17 protein-coding genes are annotated in these 14,861 nt (G+C 48.3%); 16 read left to right on the forward strand and 1 reads right to left on the reverse strand.

Annotated elements, in window-relative coordinates; all coding sequences use genetic code 11:
- Positions 1-252: 252 nt before the first annotated feature.
- The 15 genes from ACYX4K_RS03310 (at position 253) to ACYX4K_RS03380 (ending at position 12,075) form a co-directional block, all read left to right on the forward strand.
- Positions 253-543: a hypothetical protein gene (locus ACYX4K_RS03310; RefSeq protein WP_475093525.1), complete on the forward strand. Its 291-nt coding sequence runs from the start codon at positions 253-255 to the stop codon at positions 541-543.
- A 139-nt stretch (positions 544-682) separates the two neighbouring features.
- Positions 683-1,003 (forward strand): hypothetical protein, encoded by a 321-nt coding sequence (locus ACYX4K_RS03315; protein WP_475092264.1) that lies wholly within the window; start codon positions 683-685, stop codon positions 1,001-1,003.
- Between the two features lie 1,090 nt (positions 1,004-2,093).
- On the forward strand, positions 2,094-2,345 hold the full coding sequence (locus tag ACYX4K_RS03320) for a hypothetical protein (protein WP_475093524.1): 252 nt from the start codon (positions 2,094-2,096) through the stop codon (positions 2,343-2,345).
- 574 nt (positions 2,346-2,919) lie between these two features.
- Entirely contained in the window at positions 2,920-3,159 is a 240-nt protein-coding gene (locus ACYX4K_RS03325; protein WP_475093523.1) for a hypothetical protein, read from the forward strand.
- A 626-nt stretch (positions 3,160-3,785) separates the two neighbouring features.
- The gene (locus tag ACYX4K_RS03330) at positions 3,786-4,094 is read left to right on the forward strand and encodes a transposase (protein ID WP_475091450.1); all 309 of its coding nucleotides are present in this window, start codon (positions 3,786-3,788) and stop codon (positions 4,092-4,094) included.
- Positions 4,091-4,948 (forward strand): IS3 family transposase, encoded by an 858-nt coding sequence (locus ACYX4K_RS03335; RefSeq protein ID WP_475091449.1) that lies wholly within the window; start codon positions 4,091-4,093, stop codon positions 4,946-4,948. Before ACYX4K_RS03330 ends, ACYX4K_RS03335 begins: the two co-directional genes overlap by 4 nt.
- Before the next feature lie 542 nt (positions 4,949-5,490).
- Positions 5,491-5,967 (forward strand): hypothetical protein, encoded by a 477-nt coding sequence (locus ACYX4K_RS03340; RefSeq protein ID WP_475093522.1) that lies wholly within the window; start codon positions 5,491-5,493, stop codon positions 5,965-5,967.
- Between the two features lie 227 nt (positions 5,968-6,194).
- Positions 6,195-6,440: a hypothetical protein gene (locus tag ACYX4K_RS03345; RefSeq protein WP_475093521.1), complete on the forward strand. Its 246-nt coding sequence runs from the start codon at positions 6,195-6,197 to the stop codon at positions 6,438-6,440.
- 596 nt (positions 6,441-7,036) lie between these two features.
- Positions 7,037-7,381: a DUF7079 family protein gene (locus ACYX4K_RS03350; protein WP_475093520.1), complete on the forward strand. Its 345-nt coding sequence runs from the start codon at positions 7,037-7,039 to the stop codon at positions 7,379-7,381.
- 134 nt (positions 7,382-7,515) lie between these two features.
- A complete protein-coding gene (locus ACYX4K_RS03355; RefSeq protein ID WP_475093519.1) occupies positions 7,516-7,998 on the forward strand; it encodes a P-loop nucleotide/nucleoside kinase family protein in 483 nt (160 codons plus the stop codon).
- A 940-nt stretch (positions 7,999-8,938) separates the two neighbouring features.
- Positions 8,939-9,328, forward strand: a complete 390-nt coding sequence (locus tag ACYX4K_RS03360) for a hypothetical protein (RefSeq protein ID WP_475093518.1) — start codon at positions 8,939-8,941, stop codon at positions 9,326-9,328.
- A gap of 129 nt (positions 9,329-9,457) precedes the next feature.
- The gene (locus ACYX4K_RS03365) at positions 9,458-10,174 is read left to right on the forward strand and encodes a hypothetical protein (RefSeq protein ID WP_475093517.1); all 717 of its coding nucleotides are present in this window, start codon (positions 9,458-9,460) and stop codon (positions 10,172-10,174) included.
- Positions 10,175-10,787: 613 nt separating this feature from the next.
- On the forward strand, positions 10,788-10,997 hold the full coding sequence (locus tag ACYX4K_RS03370; protein ID WP_475093516.1) for a hypothetical protein: 210 nt from the start codon (positions 10,788-10,790) through the stop codon (positions 10,995-10,997).
- A 333-nt stretch (positions 10,998-11,330) separates the two neighbouring features.
- Entirely contained in the window at positions 11,331-11,588 is a 258-nt protein-coding gene (locus ACYX4K_RS03375; protein WP_475093515.1) for a hypothetical protein, read from the forward strand.
- Between the two features lie 148 nt (positions 11,589-11,736).
- On the forward strand, positions 11,737-12,075 hold the full coding sequence (locus ACYX4K_RS03380) for a DUF2750 domain-containing protein (protein ID WP_475093514.1): 339 nt from the start codon (positions 11,737-11,739) through the stop codon (positions 12,073-12,075).
- Positions 12,076-12,296: 221 nt separating this feature from the next.
- On the opposite strand, the gene ACYX4K_RS03385 is transcribed toward ACYX4K_RS03380, so the two are convergent.
- Positions 12,297-14,153: a DUF885 domain-containing protein gene (locus ACYX4K_RS03385; protein ID WP_475093513.1), complete on the reverse strand. Its 1,857-nt coding sequence runs from the start codon at positions 14,151-14,153 to the stop codon at positions 12,297-12,299.
- 203 nt (positions 14,154-14,356) lie between these two features.
- Here ACYX4K_RS03385 and ACYX4K_RS03390 point away from each other — a divergent pair, with 203 nt between their 5' ends.
- A complete protein-coding gene (locus tag ACYX4K_RS03390; RefSeq protein WP_475093512.1) occupies positions 14,357-14,701 on the forward strand; it encodes a 4a-hydroxytetrahydrobiopterin dehydratase in 345 nt (114 codons plus the stop codon).
- The last annotated feature ends 160 nt before the right edge of the window (positions 14,702-14,861 follow it).

Raw genomic sequence — 14,861 nt, forward strand, 5'->3', positions numbered from 1 at the left:
CAAGGAATGGGATAGGCTAACCCTTTGATAAATATAATAATTGGTTTTCGCGAACAAGCCACTTTTTAAATTAAGAACAAAAGCCATAGGCATCTTTAGATGGTAGGGGAGCGGCACTCTAGCTTGTAGGTGGTTGATTCTAAATTGAATTTTCAAGTGGATGAGTATTGCGCCAAAGAATAATTACTACTGCAACAGAAGCCTATGGCGTATGAATAAAACTGTTAGAAATTTAAGTCACGTTGAATTGAAATGTACTCAAAAAAAGTATTATTTATTGCTGCAAAGTCTTCTTTCTATAGTGTGCTTTGGCCGGCACTCTTGATTGGTGCATTTAGCCTCTTCTTTGCAACTGATATACCTTTATCGATCAAAATCGGGCTGTTCGCAGGGATTCAGGTTTTCTGTTGGATCGCATTCTTCGGAGGTTGTATTCTTTTCCACCAATCTAAGATGCGCGATTCAGAGTTTAAGAGAGAATTTCTTGCGAAAGACGAGGAAGATCAAGGCCGTGAACTGGGTACATACATCGAAGGATGGTAGTGGCCCCAATTTCTAACAAGCAGCGGCAGAGCGACAGCCAACACTACGCACCTTTTGTGTTACTCGCTGTCGCTCAAACATTAACACAAAAGGCGCTCCGCGTTGGCTGCGCCTGCGCTGGGCGTTAAGCATAAAAACGATGAACCTAGTAAAGCGCTGGTGGAACAAAAGGAGAAAGCTTCGCAAGTTTCGCACTGTGTTTGTCTCTAAATTGAGAGATGAATATGGAAAGAGCAGTAACTTGAAATTCAATCAGGTAAAAACCGCTCTTTCACTCACAGGGTTAGAAGGCGACCATGAGGAATATGCATACGCACTCGCGTTATCTCCCGCGCAGTACAGGTATTATCAAAAAGTAAGTTCTATCGAATTTTCGCAAGAGGCACTAAGAATTGATCTCGGGGTAAGTAGTGCTCTTTTAGGTATGGGCTCCCAAGGCGCTGGCCCATGGTCCGAGTGAAAAGCTTAACAATCACGGGCAGTGAAGCTCCGGCCCTTCGGGCCTCCGTGGGACGGCTTACCTTATGCACGTCTTGCGCGGTCGCTTCGCTCCCATTTTCGCGCAAAACGCGCACAAGGTAAGCCGCCCCTGCCGTGGGCGTTAATGTTCAGGTTCATCATGCCGCCGCCTGAAAATTGCAGTGTGCTTGATGAGCGATTCGGCGGCCTCCAGCGTTGTAGATACGGCATCGCTAGCAGGGATTGACGGTTGATATAAAGATCCTTCGGTGGCTTCCCTTCGTTAGGGTGTTCACTGGCGGCGGAAAAAGTTGAGTGGGTTTTTCCTTTTGGGCGTGTAAGCCGCTCGAGGGAAAGCGTGGTATGGTACAGCCAACCGTGCCACTCGTAGTATGTTAGTTATTCGGGGCGTTGGGCTTGGTGGTCTTGTGCAGTATTAAATTGCTTTCAGGTCATCAAACATTAACAAGGCGAGGCAATTCGTTCCAGCCCTGCGGGCCTCCACCGGACAGCTTACTTTGTCCACTTTATTGCGCGGTCGCTACGCTCCCATTTTCGCGCAATAAAGCGCACAAAGTAAGCTGCCGCTGCTCGCGGCGTTATGCAATATGAATTCAGATAGATTTGCTCCACACTTTTTACTAGCAATTATTCTTTGCATATTTGGCTCTCTGTCATACTGTGCGTTTGAGCCAAGTAGAACGACATTCACATATATCCAGGCAAATGTATTTAATCATGTCGGTGGGCGTGGCAAGGCTTCTGCGGATCCGCATTTCCAAGTTGAATTGCCAAGTGGTATAAAAACTAGTGTGCGAGATTGGGGTTTCCTCCCAGAGAGCTATAGAGGCCCGATTGTTCTTGAAGTTAGAGAGGGTAACGTGAGTGGAAGGCCAATTTATCGCATTGATGAAGATCGCACTTCGGCCATGCATAACAATCACAGGCAGTGAAGCTCCGGCCCTTCGGGCCTCCGCGGGACGTCTTACCTTATGCGCGTTTTGCGCGGTCGCTTCGCTCCCATTTTCGCGCAAAACGCGCATAAGGTAAGCCGCCCCTGCTGTGGGCGTTAAGTGAGTAAAGGAGTACCGATGAAGTCATTTATATTTAACCTGGCGGGCCTTCTAGGTTCTTGGCAGTTTATAGAGCTGTCCTCAAATGATTTACTCAATTCAGTCTTTGCGCCAATCGTCTTTACTGGCTTTCTCATATCTAGCATTCTTTGGTTCATTGTGAAATTCGGTGTGAACCAACGTACTAATGGCGGAGTGTATTTCGGAGGGGATAGTGGCGGTCATGGTGGTGGCGGCGACTGTGGAGGTGGGGGAGATGGTGGGTGCTAGCCCCCCACTTAACAATCAGCGGCAGAGCGACAGCCAACGCTACGCACCTTTTGTGTTACTCGCTGGCGCTCAAACATTAACACAAAATGCGCTCCGCGCTGGCTGCGCCTGCGCTGGGCGTTAACTGCTTAGGCAAGCAAGTGAATTTTATCGGATCAATATGGGAGCTTCTTGAGCAGCGGACAACGTCTTGTCCATACTGTGATAAAGTAATCGTACATAACGAAATTGTCTGTCCGCACTGTGAAGCTGTGTATTCACAGGAAGAGAGAGAATATAATCAGCATAGCGCTAACCGTAAATTTAAATTGGGGATAGCTGCTGGGTTGATAATTATTCCCATGTTTTTATTCGCGGTCATCCTAGCTTTCCATTTGTTGTCGTAAATCCTATGCAACTACGTATCACCGCAGTTAACAATGCCAGGCAGTAAAGCTCCGGGCCTTCGGCCCTCCGCGGGACAGCTTACCTTATGCGCATTTTACGCGGGTCGCTTCGCTCCCATTTTCGCGCAAAACGCGCATAAGGTAAGCTGCCCCTGCTGGCGGCGTTATGCATCATGACATGTGTACCTATGAATCAGAAAATTGAAATAGATAAATCGCAGCTAACGGAATGGGCTGATTCACTTATTCATATGAATCATCATGGCACACTTGTAAAACGAGAAATCGAAGCCGGTAACTTTGATCGAGCCAGCCACCTGGCTGAGCGCGCAAGAAAAAGAGCGTGGAAAATGCTTAATGAGCTTTTCGAGATTGGTACTGAGAAGCCAAAGGGTTACTGCGAGCCAAGTCCGAAATCTTGTGATTAATAAAATGCATAACAAACGCAGGCAGTTTGCTCCGGCCCTTCGGGCCTCCGCGGGACGCCCAACGCTATGCACATTTTGTGCGGGTCGCTGTGCTCCCAGTTTCGCACAAAATGTGCACAGCATTGGTCGCCCCTGCTGCGGGCGTTATGGTGCCGGGTCATAGAAATTGTTGTTTGTGCCAGCGGCTAATTTTCATCACTGTTTTGGCATCCAGTATTAGGCATTTTGCCAAGGTGCTATTCATGCAGTTTCGTTCCTAGAGTGTTCGCTCTAGTGCGGTAGAATAGGGCAGTCCGCTGCAGTATCGTGGAGTGCAAGTAAGAAAGTTTTTGGTTGAGAGAAGGTTCGGTCTTCTTTCAATAGTACGGCGGGCAGCGTTGCCAAAGTGCCTTTAAGTATTCCGGAGCGCGTCAGCCATAACCAGGCCAGGCAGTACGCTCCGGGCCTGCGGCCCTCCGCGGGACAGCTTACTTTGGCCACTTTATTGCGCGGTCGCTGCGCTCCCATTTTTGCGCAATAAAGCGCCCAAAGTAAGCTGCCCCTGCTGGCGGCGTTAATTGCCAGTGTTACCCACAGAAAGTAGACACCCTGTATAGTTAGGTTTCGGCCTAACACGGAGGTGTATCATGGGTAAGAAGAAGGTTGCAGCATATACGGAAGAGTTCCGCCGGGAGGCGGTTCGTCGTAGTGATCAAGAGGGCGTAACGGCCGCTGAGGTCGCGCGTGAGCTAGGAATTCACCCGGGGCAAATCTATAACTGGCGGCGCCAGCTCCATCGCCTCTCTGATAAACAATTCAACTCACTGGACGGAGTAGATTATTCCAAAAAAGAGAGTGAGTCAGTACGGAAGCTGAGACGCGAGAATGAAACGCTCCGGAAGGAGGTCGAGTTTTTAAAAAAGGCGACGGCGTACTTCGCGAAAAACCAAGAGTGAAGTACGCACTGATCGAGCAGTGCCGGGAAGATTTCCCGCTGACGATGATGTGCCGTCTGATGAAAGTATCCACGGCTGGATACTATAAATGGGAAAAGCGTCCGAAATGCGCTTCAGCTTGCCGTCGAGAGCGACTGGAAGCCCAAGTTATTGAAACCTATGCAGCGTTTAAAGCCCGCTATGGGGCTCCTAGGATCGCTGATGAGCTCAATGCAGCGGGTATCCAGTGTAGCGTCAATTTTGTGGCGAAAATCATGCGTTCGAGAGGGATACGGGCCCGTAATGGGAAGGGCTTCAAGTACAGCCCGCCTGCAGAGGCTATGAGCAACGTGGCTGAGAATCTGCTGAGTCGCCAGTTTGTCGCCGAGAAGCCGAACGAGAAGTGGACCACCGACATCACGTATATCTGGGTGCGTGATCGTTGGCTATACCTGGCCACGGTGATGGATCTCTATTCGAGGGCGATTGTAGGGTGGGCCCTGGATACGAGCATGACTGAACAACTGGTAACTGACGCGCTGAAGATGGCTTTTCAGCGTCGAGAGATTCGGCCAGGTCTGGTTATCCACTCAGATCGAGGTGTGCAATATCGCGCACGAGATTATCGTTATTTTATCGAAAAGAATGATTGCAGACCCAGTATGAGCAGAAAGGGAAACTGCTGGGATAATGCGGCGATGGAATCGTTTTTTAGTCGACTGAAAGTCGAGCTAATATACGCAGAGCAGTACGAGAGTATCGAGGACGCAAAAAGCGGAATCTTCGAGTACATCGAAGTGTTCTATAACCGAGTACGTAGGCACTCCGCTATTGGTCATGTCAGTCCGGCGGATTTTGAGCGCAAACGCGCATAGTTAGGGTGTCTACTTATCGTGGGTAAGACCATTGCTCACTAAATTTGTTTGAACTGCGAGGAAAGGATGCTTCGAAAAGTTTTGATCAGCTCGGTGTGCGTATACCTTGGTTTGGGACTCGTGATCGGTCTATTTCTGTATAATCAGGATCTAAATACATTTGAATGCCTCGCTCCTGAAGAGCCACACGGATATATAACAATATTTAGGTCGAGTGGAGGAAACCCCGATCCAGAAAAATGCACATCACATGGAACTCGATTAAAGTCGCTCATAAAAATTCCAGCAGCAATGGCAATCGGGCCGCCATTGATAGTTTTTTCTGTTTTACGCAAACGTGCGGAGCGGGAACTAATTAATGAGCGAGGATCCGGCAATTAACAAGGCCAGGCAGTATGCTACGGGCCTTCGGCCCTCCGCGGGACGCCTTACCTTGTGCATTTTTTGCGCGGTCGCTACGCTCCCATTTTTGCGCAAAAAGTGCACAAGGTAAGTCGCCCCTGCTGGCGGCGTTATGTGAATACTAAAACAGAGAGAATGCATTGAGCAGTAAAGCAAAAATAGAAGAACCATTGACTGAGCGGGCTAGGGCGGGCTACATATTTGCCTGGATAGTTTATGGCCCAGTTATCAGATATACCCACCTAGGGCGAGGACGAAGTGTCGAATTAGTCGATATTTCATTTCAGATCGAACTGGTTTTGGCCGCATTACCAATCATCGTTTTATGTATATTTAATGTTCCGGAACTAGTGTCACCCGTAAATTTCTCCTACGTTGTGATCGCCTGGCATGTATCTTTGATGGTGGCTTCTTGGTCCATTCTCAATGAGGAAACTCTCAGTAGGTTCTATAAGCAATGTAAAGATATTAAAGAGTTACAAAAAGTCGTTGAGGTTTGTGAGTCTCAAAGTTACATGTGGTTCCTGTTCTTTACATCGTTCGTGATGATGTTTGTTGTATTGATAGCTTACCTCTATTTTTGGGCTTACGATGCATTAGAGATCGCCCTCACATAACAAACAGCGGCAGAGCGACAGCCAACGCTACGCACCATTTGTGTTACTCGCTATCGCTCAAACATTAACACAAAAGGCGCTCCGCGCTGGCTGCGCCTGCGCTGGGCGTTAATGGTCATCGCATGAATCGAGGTTGCGCGCTTAAAGCGATACAAGAATCTATTAGCAAAGGTACATCTTCTCCATTTCCAGGCGTCCAGGATAGAGATGCACGTGTAAGAGAAGAAATGGAAAAATTGGTGCAGTCGTTGATTGATCCAATAAAGGTTAATGTAACTGCAGCAAGCTATGAAGAGTACGGATTCAAAGAATTTTCAAAGAAAGAGGCATTCGCCATAGCTAAAGCAGGGTATCAGTATCTACTTTTCCAGCCTGAAACTGGCCTATTCGCACTTGGTTGGAGTAATGATTCTGGCAGCATGACCATGCTCGGCTTTGCTTCAACAGATGCTCTGGCAGAGTGGCGAGGGTAAAACCATTAACAAACGCAGGCAGTTTGCTCCGGCCCTTCGGGCCTCCGCGGGACGTCCAACGCCATGCACGTTTTGTGCGGGTCGCTGCGCTCCCAGTTTCGCACAAAACGTGCATAGCATTGGCCGCCCCTGCTGCGGGCGTTAAGTTTTTATGCGTAGTGAATCAAAAAATATATTACTAAGCCTGTTCGCAGCATTCTCAGTGCCGCTTTCGGGTGTGTTGCTACTTGCCGGGTTGGTTTACTTTGGTAAAGGCAATTATCTGGTCGCTACCTCTTTGTGGCTAATGGCGGTGGCAGGTGGAGTTCTCTGGGTAAAGCTGTCTGAGAGAAAGTCCGATAAGTCGTTTTCATGGAAAACGCTATTGGTTGGTATAGGCGCTTGCGGCGTACTATATGTGGCAAATTCTTACTTCTATGGGTAGTCCAAACTTAACAAACGCAAGCAGAATGCTCCGGCCCTTCGGGCCTCCGCGGGACGCCCAATGCTATGCACGTTTTGTGCGGGTCGCTGCGCTCCCAGTTTCGCACAAAACGTGCATAGCGTTGGTCGCCCCTGTTGCGGGCGTTAGGCATCAAATCAAAGAGAGTGCAAACTTGATAAAAGAAGAAAGAATAAAAATCTGGAGAGCACTATCTGATCTATTTCTAGATACTGAAATAGATGAATTAACGTTTAATTACATCGCTCGTAGCATATCTGAAAGTGATTTATCACTATCCGAGGCAGAGGAAATACTTTGGTACGAAGTGTATCCAGTTTTGGAAAGCAACCTTCGAAGTGTTGCTGGAGTTTGGGAGGGGTGGTCGGATGAATGGCTTCTTCAAAACCTGCCTGCACCCGTTCGTCCAAGTGCAATACACGGGGAGCCTTCGATTGTTAACGAGATAAAGCGCTGTTGGCAACAAGTTGCTCAGGCGCATGAAGGTCAAAATGCCTAACAAGTTTGTCAACAGGACATTTTTTGCTACGCTCCGTTTTGCGGTGGCTTCGCCACTTTACCGCAAAACTCCACTACACAAAAAATGCCTGTTACAAAGGCGTTAAGCGTAGTAAGTCTTGGTAGAGAAAGGTAATGCTTGTATTTTTTTGTGGAAAAATGGGCGCAGGTAAATCGACAAAAGCTTCCCAAATTGCAGAAGAAAGGAATGCTGTTTTAATTTCTGAAGATGATTGGCTTGAGTCGCTTTATCCGGGTGAGATTACGAGTCTGCAAGATTACGTAAATTACGCACAACGTATAAAGCCGATTGTCAAAGATATTGCACAGCGAATTCTAGCTTCCGGGGGTACAGTAGTGCTAGATTTTCCTGCAAATACTACCGGTCAGCGAGAATGGTTAAAAAATATCTATTCCGAAGTCGGTACAAAGCATGAGCTAGTTTATCTGGATCAGCCAGATGACGTTTGCTTGGCTCGTATAGCTCTGAGAAGAGCGGAAAATCCGGAAAGGCAGCGCTCTGATACCAAAGAAATGTTTTATCAAGTTTCAAAGTACTTTGAGGAGCCGTCTGAGAGTGAGGGCTTTAATATCGTTCTCAGTGGCGGCCACGCTTAACAAACAGCGGCAGAGCGACAGCCAACGCTACGCACCTTTTGTGTTACTCGCTGGCGCTCAAACATTAACACAAAATGCGCTCCGCGCCGGCTGCGCCTGCGCTGGGCGTTATGGTGCCGTGTCATAAAAATTGTTGTTTGTGCCGGCAGATAATTTCCGGCACTGTTTTGGCATCCAGTATTTGGCATTTTGCCAAGGTGCTATTCAAGCAGTTCCGTTCCTAGAGTGTTCGCTCTGTTGCGGTAGAATAGGGCAGTCCGCTGCAGTATCGTGGAGTGCAAGTAAGAAAGTTTTTGGTTGAGAGAAGGTTCGGACTTCTTTCAATAGTTCGGCGGGCAGCGTTGCCAAAGTGCCATTAGGTATTCCGGAGCGCGTCAGCCATAACCAGGCCAGGCAGTACGCTCCGGGCCTGCGGCCCTCCGCGGGACAGCTTACTTTGGCCACTTTATTGCGCGGTCGCTGCGCTCCCATTTTTGCGCAATAAAGCGCCCAAAGTAAGCTGCCCCTGCTGGCGGCGTTATGGTGCCGTGTCATAAAAATTGTTGTTTGTGCCGGCGGGTAATTTCCGGCACTGTTTTGGCATCCAGTATTTGGCATTTTGACACGGTGCTATTCAAGCAGTTTCGTTCCTAGAGTGTTCGCTCTGGTGAGGTAGAATAGGGCAGTCCGCTGCAGTGTCGTGGAGTGCAAGTAAGAAAGTTTTTGATTGAGAGAAGGTTCGGTCTTCTTTCAATCGTTTGGCGGGCAGCGTTGCCAAAGTGCCATCAATTATTCCGGAGCGCGTCAGCCATAACCAGGCCAGGCAGTTCGCTCCGGGCCTGCGGCCCTCCGCGGGACAGCTTACTTTGGCCACTTTATTGCGCGGTCGCTGCGCTCCCATTTTTGCGCAATAAAGCGCCCAAAGTAAGCTGCCCCTGCTGGCGGCGTTAAGAGCAAAGCCATGTATCAAGCATTTAATGATATGCCGACATTGTTAAAATTTTTGACAGCGCATGCACTTTTTTGTATTTACCTATTATTAGCAGTAGCTGTTCCAGGTATCCCGATAAATTTTAATGGCGTTACTATGGGCGCTGCGGAACTTTGGGAGTCCGGGTTGGCAATCCCAACAGCAACAGTAGGTCTACTTATGCCTGTTACTGCGGTGTTATTCTTAAGGCGTTGGCAATATTCAAGGCAGGTCTATTCTGTATTGTTGGCCGCTGTTATGATAATTCCATTCGGTTTAATGCAGCAAGTTCCGTCCATCATCTTTGGTGCTGCTCTCACAGCGGTGATTCTTGGCTATCTCTTTTTCAATGGTGGAGTCCGTGCGTACTTCCGCTCTTAACAAGGCGCTGCAGGCCGACAGCTTACTTTGCGCACCTTTTGCGCGGTCGCTACGCTCCCATTTTCGCGCAAAAGGCGCACAAAGTAAGCTGCGGCTGAGCGCGGCGTTATGTTTTTCATTAGGTGCCAAATGGAAATTCCAGAATCAATTCTTCGTGAGATCAAGTCTCGAATTGCGGAGTCTTGGGGTCATGATTCAGAAATGCAGGAATATTGCGAAAAGGCAGAAATAGAGGGATACAAGAAGTACCGATCATTAGATTTTGGTGAAATTGATGAAGCGCAAAAGAAAGAAATAGTAGATTTAGCGCATGATATATATGAAGGATGGGATGAGATAGCAGAGTTTCTTGAAGAAGAGCTTAGAGCACTAGAGAAGATAAAGACTCTTAGTGAAGATGGTTGTTATAAAAACCAATTTCAAGTTTGGCTTGAAGAAGCAAGAAAAGAAAGTGACTGTTTATTTTCGGGGCAACTTGAGTTTATTGAGAGAAAAATATCTATATGCCAGGCCGTACGTGAAACAAGAGCGGAAATTGACCCTATAAAAGCGCTACTCATCGACCTGGAAAAAATTGTCGGAAATGAGTGTTACAATGCCAATATACAGAATTATAGTAGTTGGGGAGAGCTGGAAAGCGAGGGAAGATCGTTTCGCTATCCTGTAGAGTTCTTGCAAGAAGATGGAAGTCAGAGGCGTAGGGTTGTAACGGAGGATATTCCTAGTGAGGAGCTAATTACGGGCTACTATCCTTTCGGCGCAAATGAGCTGAATATTTATCGAGCACTTTATAAAATTATTAAGCACCTTGAATCCAACTATGCCTTTAAGGTCCCCAAAACATAACAATCAGCGGCAGAGCGACAGCCAACACTACGTGCCTTTTGTGTTGCTCGCTGTCGCTCAAACATTAACACAAAAGGCGCTCCGCGTTGGCTGCGCCTGCGCTGGGCGTTATGCGTCTGAGATACTGAAAGTATGAGAGTAAAAAGTTGAAGCTATGGAGATGGGAAAAAGGTAGGCAAGAGACCGGGTACGAGAAATTCTTCGTACTTGGATCTAAATGGCCAATTCCTTTTGATTTCTATATTCTACGTTTCAGAGAGGGGGCTGAGATTCCGCCCCATACGGATAAAGTTGCTGCGGGTAATCACTACCGATTAAATTTTTTCGTAAAGAATGCAAAATCTGGCGGAGAATTTTTTTGCAGTTCTCCGATCTATGAAAACTCTAGGGTGAAGTATTTTCGTCCAGATCTTTCAGAGCATTCAGTTTCAAAGGTAGTCGCTGGTACACGCTACGTACTTAGCCTTGGGTGGGTGCGTAACGCATAACAAGCAGCGGCAGAGCGACAGCCAACGCTACGCACCTTTTGTATTACTCGCTGTCGCTCAAACATTAACACAAAAGGCGCTCCGCGCTGGCTGCGCCTGCGCTGGGCGTTATACGTCAGGAAGTCATGAATCAGGTTAAAATTGAAAGTCCATTATTTTATGGAGAGGAAGATGAAAATATCTTTTTCCTCTGCATTTATAACCTTCCTGATTTCAAAGAGGTAAAAGGAGTAGGGACAGCATTAACCATTTCATTTGATGGTGTGGTTTCTGAGGTTGCCAGCTCTCAAATCGAAGTATTGTGCCGGAGATGGAACACGAATATTTGCGGTTGAGTAGGTTTAGTATCAGAAAGTTTACAATGATAGTAAAGTTCAGGTTAGTGCAATGCGTCTACCTGCCCTGTTTTATGTAAGTGTGTTGCCTGGGCAGAGCAGTGGCGGCAACGTATAACAATCACGGGCAGTGAAGCTCCGGCCCTTCGGGCCTCCGCGGGACGGCTTACCTTACGCACGTTTTACGCGGGTCGCTTCGCTCCCATTTTCGCGTAAAACGCGCGTAAGGTAAGCCGCCCCTGCCGTGGGCGTTATGTGCTGAACAAGGTTCGTAGGGTTAAGTAAATCTGATTGAATACTACGGATTTAAGTGGCAATGATTTGGTTTGAGTTATGTCTAATGACGCTGTTTTAGCTTTTTCCGGATTAGCTGTTGTAATTCATATTGCTCTGATATTTTTTATCGCAATTGAGTTGGCTCACTATCCCATGAAAAGCAAGTGGGCAAAATTTGCATGCTTTGCATTTGTTGTTTTAATTCCGTTAGTCGGTTTTGCAGTTGTGCATAGAGTTCTAAAAATTGGTTGGGCAAAAGGCAATGGGCTGCAGGGGCATTCTGGTCCGATTGATCCCGGTAGTGGTGGCATGTAATGCAGGCACATAACAATCAGCGGCAGAGCGACAGCCAACGCTACGCACCTTTTGTGTTACTCGCTGGCGCTCAAACATTAACACAAAAGATGCTCCGCGCTGGCTGCGCCTGCGCTGGGCGTTACGTTTCATCCAGAGATAGTTTCAGATGAATATCGAAGTATTTGGTGATAGAGATTTTATAGAGTCTGTTCATAATTCAGATGGCATCTGGATTCTTATGGCAGGTCAAGCCGTATTCATGCTAAATGCCGAAAATGAACATGCACTGCCTGTCTGGGTATTAAAAGAAAGTGCGCAGAAATTTGCAGGCGGCCTAGAAGGTCAAAATCTGTCGCCTGTCTTTGTTCCATTAAGTAATTTTGTCGGCGCGGCCTGGTTGGGAGCGGAGGGCGCAAAGTTTACCGAAGTGCTCGCGGCACCAGTTCATGGGCGCGTTCCATTGGTTTATTCGGTTAGCGAACTCCGTGCAAAACTCAAAACGTAGCAATCAGCGGCAGAGCGACAGCCAACGCTACGCACATTTTGTGTTACTCGCTGGCGCTCAAACATTAAGACAAAATGTACTCCGCGCTGGCTGCGCCTGCGCTGGGCGCTAAGCCTACTGTAGTGGCACACTGAATTTGGCCAGTGCTCTGTAGCAAGATTGAACAATGTAATTTACAGTCTCAAGCGCGCCGCTGGCTCGAAAATTGATCGACGGAGAATCTACGGTTCGATATCCGCCAGCATCAGTTCCCGGATCACTGGAACAGGTGCGTTTCCGTAGCTCAGGAATTTTTCGTGAAATTGCTTAAGATTGAATTTTTCTCCCAGTTTTTGCTTTATTTCATCCCGTAACGCCATGATGTCCATATATCCCGCGAAGTAGCTGGTGAGCTGAACCTGACTTAATGTTGCACGGCGCCATTTCCCCAGTGCCTCTGTTTCTTGCTGGAATGCCTGTTTCATCATTAATTCCATTGCCTGATCTTCCGTCATGCCTTTGACCTGAATTGAGTAGTCCAGGATAGTGTTGACCACTGTGCGCAGGTTCCATTTGTAGTACATCATCCACAGCTCGGGCTGAAAATCCCCATAGCCGGCTTCCAGCATCATACGTTCGGTATACACGGCCCATCCTTCGATCATTGCGCCGTTGCCGAGGATGTTTTTAATGAGGCTGGGAGACTGGTTGGCATATACAAGCTGGGTGTAGTGCCCGGGTATCGCCTCGTGGATGTTCAGAATTTGCATCAAGTAGGTGTTGTACTCTCTGAGGAAGCTCTCTGCCCGATCATCCGGGAGCTCCTCCACAGGCATCACGTTGTAATAGGTGTTGGCATTCTTGTCGTAAGGACCTGGGGCATTGATTGATGCCACTGAAAATCCACGCATATACGCCGGTGTTGTGCGCACCACCAGTGGCTTTTCAGGGTCCAAGGAAAGGAGGTCATTCTCGTTGACGAAGGCTACAAGTTCCGGAATCTGTTTTTCTACTTCTGATTTGAAAGTTTCCTTGGTTGCGTGATTCAGCGAAAGCTTTTCCAGTACCTTGTGAATTTTCTCAAGTATGTCGTCCGGACGCTTTTCATTTGGGAAATATTTGGGCCACAGTTGGTCTGCCAGTTCGTCCATTTTCAGGTGTAGCCGGTCTTTTTCCTTCATGGCACGGTTATAGAGTTCTTCACCACTCATGCTGATTTGGATATCGAATTTGAACTTTTTCTCGTAGCGCTCTTTTCCGATACGAAAATCGCGGAAGCTGTCCGCTTGTTCCATCTGCGCGTGCAGAGTTTGCAGATAGACGACATATTCATCGATGGCCTGGCGAGCGGCCTGTAGGCGAGAGGTAAACTGTTCTTTTTCACGATCGCTGAGACCGCTTTGCGTCAGTTTTTTCTCGAGATCCTCACCAAATACAGATTGCGCACCTTCATTTTGCTGAATAGCGAGGATGAGCTGTGGAGAGGCTGGGTTGCTGAGGGTTTTTTCGGCGGCGGCATAGTAGGCCGGTACTTTTAACAGGCGTTCACTGAAGGTTCGAAGGCGCTCGTCCAGTGGTGCGTAATCGGTATTCAGGATCAGTGCGAACCCGTGGGAAACATTGTAATCCGCGGGGTTCCACTCATGGGACTTGAACTCTGTAAGTTTCCAGATGGTCTCATTCAGGAAGTTGATGATCAGAGCCAGGTCTGTGCGGGCACCCGGGCTAAGCTTTTCGGTATCGATGCCGGAAAATTGGTTAAGTGAGCTTCTGGCAAAGCTCAGGACTTCGCGTCGGTAATGTGTATCCGGTACCTCAAGTTCGGATGCAACCTTGTAGTATCCGTTGCTGATCGCCCACGATGGGAACAGGTGCCACATACGCTCAATCAGTTGGTTGCTGAGCCGCTCGAAAGTCTCTTCATTGATGGCGGATTTGCGCGTGGGTGCCTTGCTGGCATCAATTTTCTCGCTTCCCTGTTGTTCGGATAGCGGTATAGCGCTCCCGGTAACAGATTCTCCCTCCGTGTCGGGAGCGTCTTTTTGTCCACAGCCGTGAATGAAGGTGGCCAGAACTAGGGCTGTGGTCAGTCGTTTCATAATGTTCTCGAATTTCTGATGGAATCTGTTGAAAACCTAGCACAGTCGTCTTGTGAGTAACTTTTTATCCACACACTATTTTGTGTGATCCAGGTCGCCTTGTGCCATATCCGGGCGGCGGCTAAAGTGGCAGATCGCGAATTTGTGGCGGAGTGCCACGATTCGACCTTACCAATAAAGTACTGTGCACAGAGGAGTCAGATATGACCGAGCTGGCAGCGCAGGCCTGTGAGGCCTGCCGGGCTGATGCCCCCCTGGTATCCGATGAGGAGTTGGCAACCCTGATCCGTGAAATCCCGGAGTGGACCCCTATGGTTCGCGACGATGTGATGCAACTGGAGCGGGTTTTCAAGTTTCGGAACTTCAAGCAGGCGTTAGCGTTTACTAACCGTGTGGGCGCGATTGCGGAAGAGGTTGGCCACCACCCTGCGTTACTCACAGAGTGGGGCAAGGTGACTGTGACCTGGTGGAGTCATGAAGCCGGTGGTCTGCACAAGAATGATTTTATTATGGCGGCCCGCACGGACAAGCAGCTGGAGGCGGAGTAATCTATTTCGTGCCACAGACTTGCCGGCGCTGCCTGCCGATGAAGTAGTTGGCCCGTGTCCGGGATAACTCGGCTCACCGTGATGGCGTGGGCCGGGTACCGCTTTGACGTCCACAACCCTGGCAGCGGGCTATGAATTGCGAGTCTGAAGGATTACGATG

Source organism: Microbulbifer sp. ABF4_107 (genome assembly GCF_056312215.1).

What these genes read in the sequence shown, in the direction of transcription:
- ACYX4K_RS03310 (WP_475093525.1), top strand. Translation starts at nt 253, where the DNA reads ATGTACTCAAAAAAAGTATTATTTATTGCTGCAAAGTCTTCTTTCTAT.
- ACYX4K_RS03315 (WP_475092264.1), top strand. Translation starts at nt 683, where the DNA reads ATGAACCTAGTAAAGCGCTGGTGGAACAAAAGGAGAAAGCTTCGCAAG.
- ACYX4K_RS03320 (WP_475093524.1), top strand. Translation starts at nt 2,094, where the DNA reads ATGAAGTCATTTATATTTAACCTGGCGGGCCTTCTAGGTTCTTGGCAG.
- ACYX4K_RS03325 (WP_475093523.1), top strand. Translation starts at nt 2,920, where the DNA reads ATGAATCAGAAAATTGAAATAGATAAATCGCAGCTAACGGAATGGGCT.
- ACYX4K_RS03330 (WP_475091450.1), top strand. Translation starts at nt 3,786, where the DNA reads ATGGGTAAGAAGAAGGTTGCAGCATATACGGAAGAGTTCCGCCGGGAG.
- ACYX4K_RS03345 (WP_475093521.1), top strand. Translation starts at nt 6,195, where the DNA reads ATGGAAAAATTGGTGCAGTCGTTGATTGATCCAATAAAGGTTAATGTA.
- ACYX4K_RS03355 (WP_475093519.1), top strand. Translation starts at nt 7,516, where the DNA reads ATGCTTGTATTTTTTTGTGGAAAAATGGGCGCAGGTAAATCGACAAAA.
- ACYX4K_RS03360 (WP_475093518.1), top strand. Translation starts at nt 8,939, where the DNA reads ATGTATCAAGCATTTAATGATATGCCGACATTGTTAAAATTTTTGACA.
- ACYX4K_RS03365 (WP_475093517.1), top strand. Translation starts at nt 9,458, where the DNA reads ATGGAAATTCCAGAATCAATTCTTCGTGAGATCAAGTCTCGAATTGCG.
- ACYX4K_RS03370 (WP_475093516.1), top strand. Translation starts at nt 10,788, where the DNA reads ATGAATCAGGTTAAAATTGAAAGTCCATTATTTTATGGAGAGGAAGAT.
- ACYX4K_RS03375 (WP_475093515.1), top strand. Translation starts at nt 11,331, where the DNA reads ATGTCTAATGACGCTGTTTTAGCTTTTTCCGGATTAGCTGTTGTAATT.
- ACYX4K_RS03380 (WP_475093514.1), top strand. Translation starts at nt 11,737, where the DNA reads ATGAATATCGAAGTATTTGGTGATAGAGATTTTATAGAGTCTGTTCAT.
- ACYX4K_RS03385 (WP_475093513.1), bottom strand. Translation starts at nt 14,153, where the DNA reads ATGAAACGACTGACCACAGCCCTAGTTCTGGCCACCTTCATTCACGGC.
- ACYX4K_RS03390 (WP_475093512.1), top strand. Translation starts at nt 14,357, where the DNA reads ATGACCGAGCTGGCAGCGCAGGCCTGTGAGGCCTGCCGGGCTGATGCC.